The sequence below is a fragment of the Streptomyces sp. NPDC046900 genome (assembly GCF_040644975.1).
Taxonomy (GTDB): Bacteria; Actinomycetota; Actinomycetes; order Streptomycetales; family Streptomycetaceae; genus Streptomyces.
Window position 1 is genome coordinate 226,983 of the sequence record NZ_JBEYXD010000002.1, and the last position, 17,444, is coordinate 244,426.

14 protein-coding genes are annotated in these 17,444 nt (G+C 72.3%); all 14 read left to right on the top strand.

Annotation, left to right across the window (positions count from 1 at the left end; all coding sequences use genetic code 11):
• Positions 1-17 precede the first annotated feature (17 nt).
• From ABZ904_RS03175 to rfbC, 14 genes are read left to right on the top strand one after another with little or no spacing between them, the layout of a single operon-like run.
• Positions 18-2,201 carry a bi-domain-containing oxidoreductase gene (locus tag ABZ904_RS03175; RefSeq protein WP_361820825.1) on the top strand — a complete coding sequence of 728 codons (2,184 nt, stop codon included), beginning with the start codon at positions 18-20 and terminating at the stop codon, positions 2,199-2,201.
• Positions 2,198-4,186, top strand: a complete 1,989-nt coding sequence (locus tag ABZ904_RS03180) for an alginate lyase family protein (RefSeq protein ID WP_361820828.1) — start codon at positions 2,198-2,200, stop codon at positions 4,184-4,186. Before ABZ904_RS03175 ends, ABZ904_RS03180 begins: the two co-directional genes overlap by 4 nt.
• Positions 4,187-4,227: 41 nt before the next feature.
• On the top strand, positions 4,228-5,748 hold the full coding sequence (locus ABZ904_RS03185) for a right-handed parallel beta-helix repeat-containing protein (RefSeq protein ID WP_361820831.1): 1,521 nt from the start codon (positions 4,228-4,230) through the stop codon (positions 5,746-5,748).
• A 16-nt stretch (positions 5,749-5,764) separates the two neighbouring features.
• Positions 5,765-7,084, top strand: coding sequence for an O-antigen ligase domain-containing protein (locus tag ABZ904_RS03190; RefSeq protein ID WP_360990143.1), 1,320 nt, complete (start codon positions 5,765-5,767; stop codon positions 7,082-7,084).
• Positions 7,085-7,086: 2 nt separating this feature from the next.
• The gene (locus ABZ904_RS03195) at positions 7,087-8,406 is read left to right on the top strand and encodes a glycosyltransferase (RefSeq protein WP_359411517.1); all 1,320 of its coding nucleotides are present in this window, start codon (positions 7,087-7,089) and stop codon (positions 8,404-8,406) included.
• Positions 8,403-9,668, top strand: a complete 1,266-nt coding sequence (locus tag ABZ904_RS03200; protein ID WP_360989759.1) for a class I SAM-dependent methyltransferase — start codon at positions 8,403-8,405, stop codon at positions 9,666-9,668. Before ABZ904_RS03195 ends, ABZ904_RS03200 begins: the two co-directional genes overlap by 4 nt.
• On the top strand, positions 9,665-10,462 hold the full coding sequence (locus ABZ904_RS03205; RefSeq protein WP_359412551.1) for a sugar phosphate nucleotidyltransferase: 798 nt from the start codon (positions 9,665-9,667) through the stop codon (positions 10,460-10,462). The genes ABZ904_RS03200 and ABZ904_RS03205 overlap by 4 nt, the downstream gene beginning before the upstream one ends.
• A complete protein-coding gene (locus ABZ904_RS03210; protein WP_360989756.1) occupies positions 10,459-11,106 on the top strand; it encodes a PIG-L deacetylase family protein in 648 nt (215 codons plus the stop codon). The genes ABZ904_RS03205 and ABZ904_RS03210 overlap by 4 nt, the downstream gene beginning before the upstream one ends.
• Positions 11,107-11,109: 3 nt before the next feature.
• Complete coding sequence (locus tag ABZ904_RS03215) at positions 11,110-12,135, top strand: SDR family oxidoreductase (RefSeq protein ID WP_359412408.1); 1,026 nt, start codon at positions 11,110-11,112, stop codon at positions 12,133-12,135.
• Entirely contained in the window at positions 12,123-13,412 is a 1,290-nt protein-coding gene (locus ABZ904_RS03220) for a DUF4910 domain-containing protein (RefSeq protein ID WP_361820837.1), read from the top strand. Before ABZ904_RS03215 ends, ABZ904_RS03220 begins: the two co-directional genes overlap by 13 nt.
• Positions 13,409-14,716 carry a hypothetical protein gene (locus tag ABZ904_RS03225; protein ID WP_360989748.1) on the top strand — a complete coding sequence of 436 codons (1,308 nt, stop codon included), beginning with the start codon at positions 13,409-13,411 and terminating at the stop codon, positions 14,714-14,716. The genes ABZ904_RS03220 and ABZ904_RS03225 overlap by 4 nt, the downstream gene beginning before the upstream one ends.
• Complete coding sequence (locus ABZ904_RS03230) at positions 14,713-15,660, top strand: glycosyltransferase family 2 protein (protein ID WP_360989745.1); 948 nt, start codon at positions 14,713-14,715, stop codon at positions 15,658-15,660. Before ABZ904_RS03225 ends, ABZ904_RS03230 begins: the two co-directional genes overlap by 4 nt.
• A complete protein-coding gene (locus tag ABZ904_RS03235; protein WP_360989742.1) occupies positions 15,657-16,889 on the top strand; it encodes a polysaccharide pyruvyl transferase family protein in 1,233 nt (410 codons plus the stop codon). Before ABZ904_RS03230 ends, ABZ904_RS03235 begins: the two co-directional genes overlap by 4 nt.
• Complete coding sequence (rfbC, locus tag ABZ904_RS03240; RefSeq protein ID WP_359394635.1) at positions 16,886-17,437, top strand: dTDP-4-dehydrorhamnose 3,5-epimerase; 552 nt, start codon at positions 16,886-16,888, stop codon at positions 17,435-17,437. Before ABZ904_RS03235 ends, rfbC begins: the two co-directional genes overlap by 4 nt.
• Positions 17,438-17,444 lie beyond the last annotated feature (7 nt).

Below are 17,444 nucleotides of genomic sequence, written 5' to 3' on the forward strand. Positions count from 1 at the left end.
AAACAAGGGGACTTCGGGTGAAGCAGGTTGTACAGAACTACAAGAGCGGCGAGCTGGCGGTGCTCGACGTGCCGGTGCCGGGGTGCAAGCCGGGCGGTGTGCTGGTCCGCAGCGCCTACTCGCTGATCTCCACCGGGACCGAGCTCATGAAGGTGTCCGAGGCCGGCATGTCGATGCTGGGCAAGGCCCGCTCCCGGCCGGACCAGGTGGCCAAGGTCATGCAGAGCGTGGCCACCAACGGGGTGCCCGCCACCTACCGCAAGGTGATGGGCAAGCTGGACTCCTACACACCGCTGGGCTACTCGCTGTGCGGGGTGGTCGAGCAGGTCGGCCCCGGGATCGACGACGTGAAGGTCGGCGACCTCGTGGCCTGCGCCGGCAACGAGCACGCGCTGCACGCCGAGCTGAACTGGGTGCCGAAGAACCTCTACGCCCCGGTGCCGGACGGCCTCGCGCCGCGGCACGCGGCCTTCGGCACCGTCGGGTCGATCGCGATGCAAGGCGTCCGCCAGGGCGAGCCACGGCTCGGCGAAGTGGCGCTGGTCATCGGCCTCGGGCTGATCGGGCAGCTGGTGGCGCAGCTGCTGGCCGCGTCGGGAGTCCGCGTCGTCGGGGTCGACCCCGACCCGGCGCGCTGCGAGCTCGCCGAGCGCCTGGGTGCTGCGGCCTGCGGCGATCCCTCCTCCGCGGCCGTGGAGGCCGCCGTCGCCGAACTCACCGGCGGGCACGGCGTGGACCAGGTGTACCTGGCCGCCGGCGGCGGCAGCAACCAGCCCGTCGAGCTGGCCGCCCGGCTCTGCCGGGACCGCGGCCGGGTCGTCGACATCGGCAAGTGCCGCCTGGACCTGCCGTGGAACGCGTACTACGAGAAGGAGCTCGACGTCCGCTTCTCGCGCAGTTACGGCCCCGGGCGCTACGACCCGGAGTACGAGCTCGAGGGGCGTGACTACCCGATCGGCTATGTGCGCTGGACCGAGCGCCGCAACCTGGCGTGTTTCCTCGACCTCGTCGCCCGCGGCCGCGTCGACGTGGAGCCCTTGGTCTCCCACGTCGCCGACTTCGATGACGCCGTCGAGACATACCAGAGGCTGAAGGACGGCGATCTGAAGGCCGTGGCCGTGCTGTTCCGCTACCTCGAACACGCGGCCGAGGCGCAGGCCCCGGCGGTGACCGTGCCCGCGGTGAAGCGAAGCGGCGACTCGGTGTCCACCTCGGGCCGGGCGGCCAGCACGCCGGTGCGGCTGGCGTTCGTCGGCGCGGGGAACTACGCGACGTCGATGCTGCTGCCGCACCTGGCACAGCGCGACGGCGTCGAGTTGTCCACAGTCGTCACCACGACGGCGCTGTCCGCGGCCAACGCGCAGCGTAAGTTCGGCTTCGCCGAGGCGACCACCGATCTCGACGCCGTGCTCGGCGACAAGTCCATCGACGCGGTGTTCGTGGTCACCCGGCACAGCTCGCACGCCGAACTGACCCGGAGGGCACTGCTGGCCGGCAAGACGGTGTTCGTGGAGAAGCCCCTGGCTCTCACCGAGGACGAGCTGGCCGGCGTACTCGCGGCGGTGGAGGAATCCGGCAACGACAGGCTGCAGGTGGGCTTCAACCGCCGGTTCGCACCGCTGCTGCAGGAGGCCAGGAAGCAGTTCGGCGCCCGGACCGGGCCGGCGAGCCTGCGCTACCTGGTCAATGCGGGCCGACTGGACCACGGCAGCTGGTACCTCCAACAGGGCACCGAGGGCTCGCGGTTCGCCGGCGAGGGTGGCCACTTCATCGACACGGCGAGCTGGCTACTCGAGGCCGACCCGGTCTCGGTGTACGCGATCACCACGCCCGGCAACGAGGATCTGCAGGTCGTGCTGCGCTACCCGGACGGGTCCAACGCCACCATCAGCTACGTCACCACCGGCGCGCCCGGCTTCCCCAAGGAGACGCTGGACCTGGTCGCGGACGGCAAGGTGCTGCGGCTCGACGACTTCGTCCGTGCCTCGGTGTACAGCCGCAAGCGGTGGGTCAGTTCGCGGCTGCCCAAGGCCCGGGACAAGGGCCAGTCCGCCGAACTGGCCGCGTTCATCAAGGCCGTGCGGACCGGCGGTCCGATGCCGGTGCCGCTGGAGTCACTGGTCACCACCACGGCGGCCACCCTCGCCGTGCAGACCGGCCTGGCCGGCGGCGTGCCGGTGACGTTGGCGAGGGCGCGATGACCCTGAGCGCGGGCTGGTACCTGCGGCGGCTGTCCCGGATGGGGCCGCGGGAGATCGGCGGCCGGACGATCGACGCGGTGCGCAGAAGGCGGTGGCGGTCGGCGCTGCCGGACAGTCCGGCCGTGCCCGGCGCCCGGTTCACCGCGGCACTCCCCGCCACAGGGATCGCCGCCGTGCCGTCGGACGCCGCCAAACGCCTCCTCGCCCAGGCGGACCGGCTGATGGACGGGCACGCCGAGTACTTCGGGGTGGTCCGCGACGACCTCGCCGCCCCGGACTGGTCGTTCGACCCGAAGACCGGGCGCCGCGCTCCGTCGGGCTACGCCTTCGACGTGCCGTACCGCGACGAGGAGGCGATCGGCGACGTCAAGCAGATCTGGGAGCTGTCCCGGCACCAGTACCTGACCGTGCTCGCCGCCGCCTACGCGATCACCGGGAACGACCGGTACGCCGAGCGCGCCGCCGAGCACCTGCGGTCCTGGTGGGAGGCCAACCCGCCGCTGCGCTCGGTCCATTGGACCAGCGGTATCGAGCTGGGCATCCGGCTGCTCTCCTGGGTGTGGGTCCGCCGCCTGCTCGACGGCTGGCCCGGCGCGGCCGGGCTGTTCGAGGAGAACCCGGTGATGATCCGTCAGATCTGGTACCACCAGCGCTGGTTGGCCGCCTTCCCCAGCCGGGGCTCCTCGGCCAACAACCACATCATCGCCGAGGCCGCCGGGCAGTTCGCCGCGGCCTGCGCGTTCGGGTGGTTCCCCACGTCGGCGCGCTGGCGCGCCGACGCGCTGCGGTCGCTGGAGCGGCACCTGCGGAGCAACACCTTCGACTCCGGCCTCAACCGCGAACTGGCCACCGAGTACCACGGACTCGTGCTGGAACTCGGCCTGGCCGCCCTGGCCGAGGCGGATGCCGCGGGCGTGCCGGTCCCCGCGTCGGTCCGGCGGGTGCTGCTGCGGATGACCGACGCGCTCGCGGCCGTCGTGGACAATCGGCTCCGGCCGCCGCGCCAGGGCGACGCGGACGACGGGCACGGCCTGGTCGTGGACGGCGCGGGAACCGACCGCTGGGCCTCACTGCTGGCCACCGGGGACGCCGTGTTCGGCCGGCTCGACTGGTGGCCGGCCGTGACCGGCACGGACGTGCGCACCCCACTGCTGGCCGCGCTGATCCGGCCGTACTCGGACAATGTGACTGCACCGGCCGCGACCCGCCCGGCGACCCGGCCGGACCACCTCGCCGACGCGGGCATGACCATCCTGCGCGGGCCGGGGAAGAGCGGACCGGAGGAGATCTGGTGCCGCTGCGACGGCGGCCCGCACGGCTTCCTGTCCATCGCCGCGCACGCCCACGCGGACGCGCTGTCCGTGGAGGTCCGGCACGACGGGGTCGACGTGCTCGCCGACCCGGGGACGTTCTGCTACCACGGGCAGCCCGAGTGGCGTCGGTACTTCCGGTCGACCCTCGGCCACAACACGCTCGAACTGGACGGCGGCGACCAGTCCGTCTCCGGGGGCCCCTTCCTGTGGACCCGGCACGCCCGCACCCGGGTCCTGCTCGCGGACACAGGTGACGGGATCGGGCCCGACGCCGGCGTCGCCCGCTGGTCCGCCGAGCACACCGGCTACGGGCGCTCGGTGCACCGCCGCCGGGTGGAGCTGACCGCCGCGAGCCGGGAACTGCGGGTGGTCGACGAGGTGCGCGGCCCGCGCCGGACCGTGCGGCTGGCGTTCCACCTCGGCCCGGCGATCGGCGCGGAGCTGACGGGGAGCCGGGCCGTGCTCACCTGGACCCAGGGCGGCGAGGACCGCTCCGCGGTGCTCGACCTGCCCGGGCAGCTGCGCTGGCAGGGGCACCGCGGCGAGACCGGCCCGCCGCTGGGCTGGTACTCCGCCGGCTTCGGGCGCAAGGAACCCGCGACGGTCCTCGTCGGCACCGGTTTCACCGACGGCACGGACGGGTTCACCACCGTGCTCAGGTTCCGCGACTAGGGGGACGGGTGCGAGGAAGGAGGACGCGGCACTGGGCGTCGGTGGCGGCATGGCTGGCGCTGACCCTGCCGGCGGCGACCGGCTGCGACGGCCGGTCGGGCGCCCCGGCGGAGCCGTCGGCCGCGAAGCCGACTGCCGCGGCGCCCATGCCCGCGCCGACCGTGGCCGCGGCCCGGGTGTGCGCCGCGCCCGCGGCCAGACCGGCGCAGGCGCCCGCGGGTGCCGTCACGGTCGACCCCGCGGTCGTCGACGACCTGGCCGAGAAGACCCTGGACAGTCCCCCGCACACCACGTTCTGGCTCCGGCCGGGCACACACACGCTCAAGTCGGGGCCCTACGACCAGGTCCTCCCCAAGGAGGGGGACGTCTACATAGGCGCCCCGGGGGCAGTCCTCGACGGCCGGATGGTCAACGAGATCGCGTTCGGCGGCGGCGCCGAGAACGTCACCATCCGCCACCTGACCGTGCAGCACTTCGCCGCGCCGCATGACGAGGGCGTGGTCAACCACGACTCGGCCGACGGGTGGGTGATCGAGCACACGACGGTGCAGGACAACTCCGGCGGGGGGCTGATGGTCGGCGCCCGTCAGCAGGTCCGCGACGACTGCCTGCGGAGGAACGGCCAGTACGGCATCAACGGGTACAAGGGCACCGGCGCCGTCACCGGTCTGGTGGTCGAAGGCAACGAGATCACCGGCAACAACACCGACGACTGGGAGCGGCGGCAGCCTGGCTGCGGCTGCAGCGGAGGCGCCAAGTTCTGGGCGGTCAACGGCGCCGATGTGCGGGGCAATTGGGTGCACGACAACCGGGGTGCGGGGTTGTGGGCCGACACCGACAACAACGACTTCCTCATCGAGGACAACGTGATCGAGGACAACGACGGTCCGGCACTGATCTACGAGATCAGCTACAACGCGGTCATCCGGAACAACATGATCCGGCGCAACTACCTGACCGAGGGCCGCGCGTACGCCGCCCAGGGCGACGACTTCCCCTACGGAACCGTCTACCTGTCCGAGGCCGGCGGCGAACCGCGGGTCAAGGCCCGCACCGACCGGATCGAGGTCTACGGGAACGTGCTGGAGGACAACTGGTCCGGCCTCACCCTGTGGGAGGACGCCGACCGGTTCTGCAACAGCCCGGCCAACACGTCGTCCGACTACTGCACGCTGCTGGTCCGGGACGTCCACCGCTGCGCGCGGCCGGCGATCGCCACCGCGCCGCTGCTCTCCGACTGCCGGTGGAAGACCCAGCGGGTGGACATCCACGACAACCGCTTCGTGCAGAGCGCGACCACCGCCGGGTGCGCCGGGCTGTGCGGCCGGATGGCGGTGCTGTCCAACTACGGGACCTCGCCCGACTGGTCACCGTACAAGGGCTCCCGGGTGGCGGATGCGATCACCTTCCGGCAGCGGAACCGCTGGCACGGCAATGTCTACATCGGACCGTGGAGCTTCGTCGCCCATGACCACGGCCGGGTGCTCGACTTCGCCCAGTGGCAGGGCGCGCCGTACCGGCAGGACACGGACAGCACCCTCCGTCCGCGGGCGGGTGGTTGAGATGGGTGGGGAACCGATGGACGACCGGCCGTGGGGCGGACCGGACGCGACGGGCGCACCGCCCGCCGCCGGCACACGCCCCGGTGGCACACCGAAGCTCGTCGGGACGGCCTGGGCGTTGCTCGCCCTCAACACGTTCGGCTCCGCAGGGCAGAAGACCATCATCACGCTGCCCCGCTCCCTCATGCAGATGGCCACCATGGGCGCGCTGGTCGCCGCGTTCCTGCTGGCAGTCGTGCTCAATCCCCGGCTGCGGATCCGCCCCAGCGCCTTCTTGCTCCTGCTCACCCTGCTGCTGGTGGAGAGCATGATCTCAAGTGTGCGCATGGCCGGACCCGGCTCACTGTTCCGCTGCGCCCGGCTGGCTCTCTTCATCGCCACGCTGTGGCTCCTCAGCCGCTGGTGGGACGGCAGCCTGACGTTCGTCCGGAGCCACATACGGATCTACTTCGCGGTGCTCCTGACGGCGGCCGCCGGCCTGGTCATCTCGCCGGGCGCTGCCATGCCCGCGTCCTACCAAGGACGGCTGGTCGGCGCGCTGTGGCCGCTCACCCCGCCGCAGATCGGGCAGTACACCGCGGTGATCATCGGGCTCACCGTGCTGCTCGTTCTGGGCCGTCGGACCACCAAGGCCGGCGCGGCGCTGATCATCGTGCCGTCACTCGTCCTGCTCGCGTTGAGCCACACCCGGACGGCCACACTGGGTCTGCTCGTCGGGTTGGTGCTGGCGGTTCTCTCGCTCGTCCTGACCAGCGCCGCCGCCCGCCGGTTCTTCACCTGGGTGGTGCTGTGCGCCACGGTGGCCGCGGTGGGGTTCTCCTCCGCGCTGCAGGCGTGGTTCCTGCGCGGACAGAGCCAGCAGAACTTCGCCAGCTTCACCGGCAGGGCCAAGGTCTGGCACGCCCTGCTCTCGGCCCCGCGGTCGACCTCGCAGCAGCTGTTCGGCATAGGCCTGGGCGACAAGTCGTTCGAGGGTCTGCCGATCGACAGCAGCTGGCTGGCCGTCTACAACGAGCAGGGGCTCATAGGCGACGTCCTCGTGGCGGCGCTCGTCCTCGTACTGGGCGGCGTCGCACTGCTGCGGCCGCCGTCGCTGCCGAGGGCCTGCGCGATCTTCCTGATCAGCTACTGCGCCGTCTCGTCGTACACCGAGGTCGGATTGGGCGACGCCTCGGCGTATCTGCTGCATCTGGCCCTGGCCGCCTCGCTGCTGGCGGCGCCCACCGAGACCGCGCCGCCGCGGACGCCCCCCGGGCGCCGACGGCATCTCCGGCTGCCCGGAATGCGGGGGCCGATGTCTCCCGCAACGTCAAGTCGTGATCTGGAGGTGGCCTGAGCATGCACGTCCTCGTGGTGCACAACCGCTACTCCTCGGCGCAGCCGAGCGGGGAGAACAACGTCGTCGACCAGGAAGTGGGGCTGCTGCGCGGGGCCGGCCACCGGGTGGAGGTGTTCGAGCGGCGCAGTGCCGACATCGCGGCCCGGTCCCTGCTGGGCAAGGCAGCGGTGCCGCTGCTGGTGCCGTGGAACCCGGCGGTCCGGGCGGAGCTCGCCGCCCGGCTCCGCGCCGAGCGGCCGGACGTGGTCCACGTCCACAACGTCTTCCCGCTGCTGTCGCCCGCGGTGCTGGCCGCCTGCGCCGACGTCGGCGTGCCCGTCGTCGCCACACTGCACAACTACATGCAGGTCTGCCCGCCCGGCACGCTGCAACGGGACGGCCGGCTCTGCACCGAGTGCGTCGGGGCGGCGCCGCTGCCGGCCGTCCGGCACGGCTGCTACCGGGGCTCCCGGCTGGCGACGGTGCCGCTCGCGGTCAGCCTGTCCGTCAACCGACGGCGGTGGTGGTCCGGCGTGGACCGGTTCTTCTGCGTCTCCGCGACGCAGCGGGACATCCTGGCGCGGGGCGGCGTGCCCTCCGAACGGCTGGCGGTGAAGCACAACTTCGTTCCCGACCCGGGCGCCTGCCGGGTCGGCGAGGGAGAGCATCTGCTCTTTCTCGGCCGGCTCTCGGAGGCCAAGGGTGTACGGCTGCTCATGGCCGCCTGGGACGCGGTCGCCGCGGACGGCGGTGTGGGCGTGCCGCTCGTGGTCGCCGGCGCGGGGCCGCTCGAACGGGAGGTGGCCGCCTGGGCTGAGGGCAGGGACGACGTGCGGTACGTCGGTCTGTACGACCCGGCCCAGTGTCAGGAGGCCGCCTCGCGGGCGGTCGCCGTGGTGGCTCCCTCGATGTCCCTGGAGACGTTCGGCCTGGTGATCGTGGAGGCGATGGCAGCCGGTGTCCCGGTCGTCGCCGCCGGGATCGGCGCCTACGTCGAACTCGTCGAGGAGGGGGTGACCGGGCTGCTGCACCGGCCGGGCGAGGCGGACTCGCTCGCGTCGTGCATCCGCCGGATCACGGCCGACCCGGCGGTCAACCGGGAGATGGGACAGGCGGCCCGGCGCCGCTATGAACAGGCATTCAGTCCTGCCGTCGGACTGGCGAACCTGGTGGAGGGGTACCGCACCGCGATCGCGGCACGGTCCGGCGGCGGGGGCACAGCGCCGTCGGCGGAACCGGGAACGCCGGCGGGAACGGCAACACCGGAAAGAACGGCAAGAACGGCAACGCTGGCTCGCGGCGGGGACACCCGCGCGGGCAGGGATGGGGGCAGTAGATGACACGATGCCGACTCTGCGGCTCGGCGGCGCTGGCGAGCGTCGTCGACCTGGGGGCGACCCCGCCGTGCGAGAGCTTTCTCGCCGCGGAGCAACTGGACCAGCCGGAGCCCGCGTACCCGCTGCACCTGCGGGTCTGCAACGAGTGCTGGCTCGCGCAGATCCCGCCGCTGATCACGCCGGAGGAGACGTTCACGCAGTACGCGTACTTCTCTTCCTACTCGACCTCCTGGGTGGAGCACGCGCGCACCTTCGTCACCGGTGCCGTGGAGCGGCTGGGCCTCGGCCCCGACGCCTTCGTGGTCGAGGTCGCGAGCAACGACGGTTACCTGCTGCGGCACATGGTGGACCGCGACATCCGCTGCCTCGGCATCGAGCCCTCGGTGAACGTGGGCGCCGCGGCGCGGGAGGCGGGCGTGCCCACGCTCACGGAGTTCCTGGGCCCGGCCGTCGGCGCCACCGTCCGCGCCGAGCACGGCCCGGCCGACCTGGTCGTGGCCAACAACGTGTACGCGCACATCCCCGACGTGGTCGGCTTCACCCAGGGGCTGCGCGCCCTGGTCGCCGACGACGGCTGGGTCTCCATCGAGGTGCAGCACCTGCTGACCCTGATCGAGGAGAACCAGTACGACACGATCTACCACGAGCACTTCCAGTACTACACGGTCGCGTCCGCGATCCGGGCGCTGGCGAGCGGCGGACTCGCGCTCGTGGACGTCGAGTTGCTGCCCACGCACGGCGGTTCCATCCGGCTGTGGGCCCGGCCCGACGAGGTGGCCGGCGAGCCCACCCGCCGGGTGACCGACGTGCTGGACCGGGAGAAGGCCGCCGGGCTGCAGGAGCTGTCCGGGTACACCGAGTTCTCCGAGCGGGTGGCCAAGGTACGCCGGGACCTGCTGCGGTTCCTCATCGACGCGGCCGAGCGCGGCGAGACCGTCGTCGGCTACGGCGCCCCGGGCAAGGGCAACACCCTGCTCAACCACTGCGGCATCCGGCCCGACCTGCTCCCGTACACGGTCGACCGCAACCCCTACAAGCACGGCAGGTTCACCCCGGGCACCCGCATCCCGATCCTGCACCCCGACCGGATAGCCGCCGACAGACCGGACTACGTCCTCGTCCTCCCGTGGAACCTGCGGGCCGAGCTGGTCGAGCAACTGTCCTTCGTGCACGACTGGGGCGGTCGTCTGGTCTTCCCCATCCCGGAACTGAGCGTCGTCGAGCCGGGCACCGTCGTACCGAGCACTGTCGAGGTGAAGTCATGAAGGTCGTCCTGTTCTGCGGCGGGTACGGGCTGCGCATGCGCAACGGCACCTCCGACGACACGCCCAAGCCGATGGCGATGGTCGGCCCGCGGCCGCTGATCTGGCACGTCATGCGCTACTACGCGCACTACGGGCACACGGAGTTCATCCTCTGCCTCGGGTACGGGGCCGACCACATCAAGAACTTCTTCCTCAACTACGAGGAGACGACGTCCAACGACTTCGTCCTGCGGGGCGGGCGCACCGAGCTGCTGTCCACCGACATCGCCGACTGGACGATCACGTTCGCGGAGACCGGCATGGAGTCGCCGATCGGTGAACGGCTGCGCCGCGTGCGGCACTACCTGGACGGCGACGAGATGTTCCTCGCCAACTACGCCGACGTGCTCACCGATGCCCCGCTGCCGGAGATGATCGACCGGTTCGCCCGGCGCGACGCCGGGGCGTCGATGATGGTGGTGCCGCCGCAGTCCTCGTTCCACTGCGTGGAACTGGGTGAGGGCAGCCTGGTGGGGGGCATCACCCCGGTGAGCGAACTGCCGCTGTGGGAGAACGGCGGCTACTTCGTGCTGCGCCAGGAGGTCTTCGACCACATACCGGAGAACGGGGACCTGGTCGCCGACGGCTGCTCCCAACTGGCCAAGCGCGGGAGGCTGATCGCGTACCAGCACCGCGGCTTCTGGCAGCCGACCGACACCGTGAAGGAGCGGGCCGCGCTCCACGACGCCTACGCCAGGGGCGACCGCCCCTGGGCCGTGTGGGAGCGGGACGGCGCCCCGGTGGGTACCCCGTGATCCGGCTCGGGGCCGGCCCCCTGGACGGGATCGTCGCGGTGGGCGCGCACTGCGACGACATCGCCATCGGCGCCGGCGGCACGCTGCTGACGCTGTGCCACGCACGGCCGGGTGTCCGCGTCGACGTGCTGGTGCTCTCCGGCGGCGGCAGCGAGCGGGAGCAGGAGGAGCAGGCCGCGCTCGCCGCCTTCTGCCCGGGCGCCGACCTGCGGCTGACCGTGCACAAGCTGCCGGACGGCCGGTTGCCCGCGCACTGGGACGAGGCCAAGGCCGCGGTCGAGGAGCTGCGCGCGGGGACGGAGCCGGATCTCGTGCTGGCCCCGCGTACCGATGACGCGCACCAGGACCACCGCGGTCTGGCGAAGCTGATGACCAGCGCGTTCCGCGACCACTTGGTGCTCGGCTACGAGATCGTCAAGTGGGACGGCGATCTCGGCCGTATGGCGGCGTACCAGCCGCTGTCGCCGGAGATCGCCGAACGGAAGGTGCAGCTGCTGCAGGAGCACTACCCCTCGCAGCGGCACCGGCCCTGGTACGACCGCGAGGCCTTCCTCGGGCTGGCGCGGATCCGCGGTATCGAATGCCACGCGCGCTACGCCGAGGCGTTCGCCGTCACCAAACTCACTCTCGACCTGGGGGAATGAACCTTGCGCGTACTGCTGACCGGGCACCAGGGCTACCTGGGCACCGTCATGGCCCCGGTCCTCACGGCCGCCGGGCACGAGGTCGTCGGTCTCGACGCCGGACTGTTCGCCGACTGCGTGCTGGGCCCGACGCCCGCGGACCCGCCGGGGGCGCGGGTGGACCTGCGCGACGTCACGGCCGACCACGTGACCGGGGTGGACGCCGTGATCCACCTGGCGGCGCTCTCCAACGACCCGCTGGGATCGCTGGCGCCGGAGCTCACCTACGACATCAACCACCACGCGTCCGTGCGGCTGGCCCGGCTCGCCCGCGACGCCGGGGTGCGACGCTTCCTGTACGCGTCGACCTGCTCGGTCTACGGAGCCGCCGGCGGCGACGACCTGGTGGCCGAGGACGCCCCGCTGCGCCCGGTGACGCCGTACGCGGAGTCCAAGGTGCGGGTGGAGGACGACCTGCACGCGCTGGCCGACGGCGACTTCACACCGGTGTACATGCGCAACGCCACCGCCTTCGGCTACTCGCCCCGGCTCCGCGCCGACATCGTGCTGAACAACCTGGTGGGCCACGCGCTCCTGTCCGGCGAGGTGCTGGTGCTCTCCGACGGCACCCCCTGGCGCCCGCTGGTGCACGCCGCCGACATCGCACGGGCCTTCGCGGCAGCGCTGACGGCACCTCAGGAGGCAGTGCACGACCGGGCGTTCAACATCGGCAGCGAGACCAACAATGTCACGGTCGCCGAGATCGCCGGGCAGGTCGCCGAGGCGGTGTCCGGCTCGCGCGTGGTGATCACCGGGGAGACCGGTGCCGATCCGCGGTCGTACCGGGTGGACTTCTCCCGGTTCCGCGCCGCGGTTCCCGGCTTCGACTGCGAGTGGACGGTGAAGGACGGCGCGCTCGAACTCGCCGACGCCTACCGGAAGTTCGGGCTGGACAAGGAGGACTTCACGCAGCGCTTCACCCGGCTCGCGGTGCTGCGCGCGGCCTCTGACGCCGGCGCCGTCGACGACACCCTGCGGTGGCGCCGATGACCTCGGTGGGCGAGGAGATGCACGCGCTGGTGGAGCGGCTGTACCCGCTGTGCCGGAGCATCACCGGCGACGGTGTGCGCGCCACCCTGGAGATCGTCGGCGAGTACGTTCCGCTCCAGGTGCACGAGGTGCCGACCGGGACTCAGGTGCTCGACTGGACGGTGCCGCAGGAGTGGAACATCCGGGACGCGTACATCGCCGACACCGCCGGCAAGCGGGTCGTCGACTTCGCCGCGTCCAGCCTGCACGTGCTCGGCTACAGCGTGCCGGTGTCGGCGACCATGCCGCTGGCCGAGCTGCGTGGACACCTGCACACCCTGCCGGAGCATCCGGCCTGGGTGCCGTACCGCACCAGCTACTACAAGCCGGAATGGGGGTTCTGCCTGACCCAGGAGACCTTGGACGCGCTGCCGGACGGCGAGTACGAGGTGTGCGTCGACTCCACACTCGCCGACGGCCACCTCACCTACGCCGAGCACGTGGTACCGGGGCAGGTCGCCGACGAGGTGATCGTCTCCTGCCATGTATGCCACCCGTCGCTGGCCAACGACAACCTGGCCGGCATCGCGGTGGCGGTGTTCCTGGCCCGGGCGCTGGCGGAGCGGACGCCGTACTACACCTACCGATTCCTGTTCGCGCCCGGCACCATCGGTGCGATCACCTGGCTGGCCCGCAACGCGGAGCGGGTGGAACGGGTCAAGCACGGGCTGGTGCTGGCCTGCGCCGGCGACCCGGGCCGGCTGACGTACAAGCAGAGCAGGCGCGGCGACGCGGAGATCGACCGGGTGATGCAGCACGTGCTGGCCGGCTCCGAACGCCCGCACCGCATCACCGAGTTCACCCCGTACGGCTACGACGAACGGCAGTTCTGCTCGCCCGGTTTCGATCTGGGCGTCGGCTCGCTCAGCCGGACTCCGTACGCCGGCTACCCGGAATACCACACTTCGGCGGACAATCCGGACTTCGTCTCCCCGGGGGCGATGGCGGACACCCTCGCTGTCTGCCGCGAGGCGTTCGCCGTGCTGGACCGCGACCGGCGGTACGTCAACCTCAGCCCCTACGGCGAGCCGCAGCTGGGCCGGCGTGGGTTGTACGACTCGCTCGGCGGCCGCAGCGACGCGAAGCAGGCCCAGATGGCCATGCTCTGGGTGCTCAGCCTCTCCGACGGCGAGCACAGTCTGCTGGACGTCGCCGAGCGGTCCGGGCTGCCGTTCGACACTGTCGCCGTCGCGGCCGACGCCCTGCACGAAGCCGGGCTGCTCAAGGAAGGCCGATGACCACCGAGAGCGGGACGACAGCCCCGGCGGCCCCGGCCGGACAGGCCCGGCGGTCCGCCACACGGGCCATGGCCGGCCGGCTGTCCTGGGGACTCGCCGACCAGGCGGCCTCCAGCCTGAGCAACTTCCTGGTGGGGGCGTACGTGGCCCGCTCGCTGGGGCTGGCCTCGTTCGGCGTGTTCAGCCTGGTCTGGGTGACCTACGGCGTGCTGCTCAGCGTTTCGCGCGGGCTGGCCACCGACCCGCTCATGGTGCGCTTCAGCGGCGTGCCGGCCGCGTCCTGGCGCGCGGCGGCGGCCCGGGCGTCGGGTACCGCGCTCGGCGTCGGGGCCGCCGTCGGAGCGGTGTGCCTGGTGGCCGGGCTGGGGGCGGGCGGCCGGGTGGGAATCGCGTTCGCCTGCCTCGGCGTGACCCTGCCGGCGCTGCTGCTCCAGGACGCCTGGCGGTTCTCGTTCTTCGCCGCCGGCGTCGGGCGGAAGGCGTTCGTCAACGACGTCGTGTGGGGCGTCGCACTCGTCCCGGCCATGATAGTGGCGGCCCGCGTCGGCGGCGTGGGCGCTTTCGTGCTCGCCTGGGGCCTGTCCGCCGCGGTGGCCGCGGGCTACGGCTGTCTCCAGTCCCGCATCAGGCCCCAGCTGACCGGAGTGCGCGGGTGGCTCCGTGACCACCGCGACCTCGGCTATCGGTACCTGGTCGAGAACGTCGGCCTCAGCGGCGCGCGGCAACTACGGGCGTACGGACTCGGCGCGATCGTCGGGGTCGGCGCGGTGGGTACGGTCCGGGGCACCGAGCTCCTGCTCGGCCCGTTCCTCGCGGTGCTCATGGGGTTGTCGCTGGCCACCGTCGCGGAGGCGGCACGGGTGCTGCGGCGGGCCCCGGACCGGCTGGGCATGTTCTGCCTCCTGATCGGCGGCGGGCAGGCCGCCGGCGCGCTGCTCTGGGGCGCGGCGCTGCTGCTGCTGCCGGACCGGGCCGGCGTGTTCGTGCTCGGCGCCGTCTGGCACTCGGCCTCGGCGATCATCGTGCCGGCCACGCTCGGCGTCGCCGGCTCCAGCCTCGGCGTCGGCGCGGCCGTGGGGCTGCGCGCGCACGGCGCGGCCCGGCGCAGCCTGCGCTGTCAGCTGATCACCTCCGTCCTCTACGTCGGCGGCGGGCTCGGCGGCGCCGCGGCGGCCGGCACGGTCGGCTCGGCCTGGGGCGTCGCCGCCGCGACCGTCACCGGCTCGGCCCTGTGGTGGCTCCAACTGCGGTCCGTCCTGCGCGAACACCGCAAGAACCCGATCCGTGAAGTGAGGACCGCATGACCGCACATCCCCGGCTGAGCATCGGTCTGCCGGTGTACAACGGCGAGGAGTACCTCGCCGAGGCGCTCGACGCCCTGCTCGGCCAGACCTACGAGGACTTCGAACTCCTCATCTCCGACAACGCCTCGACCGACGGGACCGCGGACATCTGCCGCCGGTACGCCGCACGGGACTCGCGCATCCGGTACACCCGGCTGCCCCGGAACATCGGCGCCGCGCCGAACCACCACCGCGTGTTCGCCGAGAGCCGCGGCGAGCTGTTCAAGTGGGTCTCGCACGACGACCTGTACGCCCGGGACCTGCTGCGGGCTTGCGTGGAGGCGCTGGACGAGCGGCCGGAGGTCGTCCTCGCGCACGCCGGAGAAGCCGTCATCGACGGCGACAGCCAGGTCAGGGTCCCGTACGAGTACGGGCTCGCCACCGACTCCCCGCGCCCGTCGGAGCGCTTTCGCAGCATGCTGTTCGAGCCCGGCGGCGACGACATGTACGGGGTGGTACGGGCCGAGGTCCTGCGCCGGGTCAAGCCGCTCGACAGTTACCACCACGCGGATCGCGTCTTCACCGCCGAAATCGGCCTGCACGGGCCCTTCCACCAGGTGCCGGAGGTGCTGTACTTCCGCCGCGACCACCCCACCCGCGCCGAGCGCGCGCACCCCGGCAAGCGGTCCCGGTGCGTCAACCTGGACCCGCGTCGGGCAGGGCGGCTGCACCCGACGCCCCGGCTGCTCGCCGAGTACGTCTGGGGCTATTTCGCGGCGATCCGGCGGGCGCCGCTCTCCCCGGCCGAGCGACGCGCGTGCCACCGCCACCTGCTCGCCTGGATGACCAGCCGGGTCAGGCCCGGAGCCGGCGAGCGGGTCGAGGACCGCGCACCGGTCGACCCGGCCCGGCTGACCGTCTCCGTCGACGCCCTCGTCGCCGGCCGTGAAGGGAGACAGGCATGACGTCTGCGAACAGGACCGGGGTGCGCGTCGGGGTGTGCGGTGTGCTCGGCTCCGGCAACCTCGGCAACGACGGGTCGCTGGAGGCCCTGCTCGGGTACCTCCGCGCCGAGCACCCGGAGGCGGCCGTGGACGCGCTGTGCGGCGGACCCGAGGTCGTCACGGCCCGGTACGGGATCCCCGCGACGCGGCTGCACTGGAACCGCGGGGAGTACCGCACCGCGTCGCGCGCGGGCGCGATCGCGGCGAAGGGCCTGGGCAAACTCGTCGACGCCTTCCGCGTCGCCGCCTGGGTACGCCGGCACGATGTCGTGATCGTGCCGGGCGCGGGCGTCCTGGAGACCACGCTGCCGCTGCGGGCGTGGGGCTTCCCGTACTCGATGTTCCTGCTCTGCGCGACCGGGCGGCTGTTCGGCACCAGGGTCGCACTGGTCGGCGTCGGCGCCGACGCGATCGGCCACCGGCCGACCCGCGCCCTGGTCCGCTGGTCGGCGCGGCTGGCCGCCTACCGGTCCTACCGGGACACCGTGTCCCGCGACGCGATACGGGCGATGGGCGTCGACACCGCGCGCGACGGGGTCTACTCGGACCTCGTGTTCTCCCTGCCGACGCCGCGGGCGGGCGCACCCGAGGGCGACCGGGGCCCGGTCTGCGTCGGCGTCATGGCCTACTACGGAAGCAACGACGACCGGGCCCGGGCCGAGGAGATCAACCGGCGCTACCTCGACGGGATGACCCGCTTCGTCCGCACGCTGGTCGAGGCCGGAAGGCCAGTCCGGTTGCTCGTCGGCGACGAGCTCGACATGACGGCGGTCGACGCGATCCTCGACGCGGTGGACTCGCCGCTGGTCACCGCCTCCCGGGCGTCCTCGCTGGCCGACCTGATGAAGGAGATGGCGGCTGCCGACGCCGTGGTGGCGGCCCGATACCACAACCTGATCTGCGCGCTGAAGGTCGGCACGCCGACACTCGCATTGAGCTATGCGGCGAAGAGCGACGCGCTGATGGCTCAGATGGGGCTGGGCGCGTACTGCCACCCGGCTCGCGAGGTCGACGCCGACCGGCTGCTCGAGCAGTTCCGGGCGCTGGAGAACCGATCGGCGGAGCTACGGCGGACCCTCACCGAGCAGAACCAGGTCGCCGCCCGGCGCCTCGAGGACCAGTTCACCGAGCTGACCGCGGCCCTGTTCCCGGCGACCGACCACACCCACGTCCTGCGGGAGGCTCGATGAAAGCGACCGAAGTCCCGGCGATCGCCGGGGCGTACCTGTTCGAGCCGACGCCGTACGCCGACGAGCGCGGCTTCTTCTCCCGCACCTTCGACGCAGACGTGGTCCGCTCGGTGGGCCTCGACCCGAACGCCTTCGTGCAGGACAGCCTGTCCCGCTCGGTCCGGGGCGTCCTGCGCGGCCTGCACCTGCGCTCCGGCGCCGGCGAGGCCAAGCTGGTGCGGTGCTCGTACGGGCGGATCTTCGACGTCGTCGTGGACCTGCGGACGGACTCGCCGACCTACCTGGGCCGGGCCTTCTTCGAGCTGTCCGACGAGACGCAGGCGACCCTGTACATCCCGGCGGGGTGCGCGCACGGCTTCCAGGCGCTGACCGAAACCGCCGACACCTCGTACCGGATCGACCGCCCGCACGATCCGTCCGAGGACGTGACGATCGCCTTCGACGACCCGGAGCTCGCCATTCCCTGGCCGCTGCCGGTCACCTCGATGTCCCAGCGGGACCGAAAGGCGCCGAGCCTCGCCGAGGTCCTGAAGCAAAAGGAGAGCTGAGGTCGGC

Excerpts from the sequence above, each read along its gene's own strand:
- ABZ904_RS03200 (WP_360989759.1), top strand. The coding sequence starts at position 8,403 with ATGACACGATGCCGACTCTGCGGCTCGGCGGCGCTGGCGAGCGTCGTC.
- ABZ904_RS03230 (WP_360989745.1), top strand. The coding sequence starts at position 14,713 with ATGACCGCACATCCCCGGCTGAGCATCGGTCTGCCGGTGTACAACGGC.
- ABZ904_RS03180 (WP_361820828.1), top strand. The coding sequence starts at position 2,198 with ATGACCCTGAGCGCGGGCTGGTACCTGCGGCGGCTGTCCCGGATGGGG.
- ABZ904_RS03195 (WP_359411517.1), top strand. The coding sequence starts at position 7,087 with ATGCACGTCCTCGTGGTGCACAACCGCTACTCCTCGGCGCAGCCGAGC.
- ABZ904_RS03225 (WP_360989748.1), top strand. The coding sequence starts at position 13,409 with ATGACCACCGAGAGCGGGACGACAGCCCCGGCGGCCCCGGCCGGACAG.
- ABZ904_RS03190 (WP_360990143.1), top strand. The coding sequence starts at position 5,765 with ATGGACGACCGGCCGTGGGGCGGACCGGACGCGACGGGCGCACCGCCC.
- rfbC (WP_359394635.1), top strand. The coding sequence starts at position 16,886 with ATGAAAGCGACCGAAGTCCCGGCGATCGCCGGGGCGTACCTGTTCGAG.
- ABZ904_RS03235 (WP_360989742.1), top strand. The coding sequence starts at position 15,657 with ATGACGTCTGCGAACAGGACCGGGGTGCGCGTCGGGGTGTGCGGTGTG.
- ABZ904_RS03205 (WP_359412551.1), top strand. The coding sequence starts at position 9,665 with ATGAAGGTCGTCCTGTTCTGCGGCGGGTACGGGCTGCGCATGCGCAAC.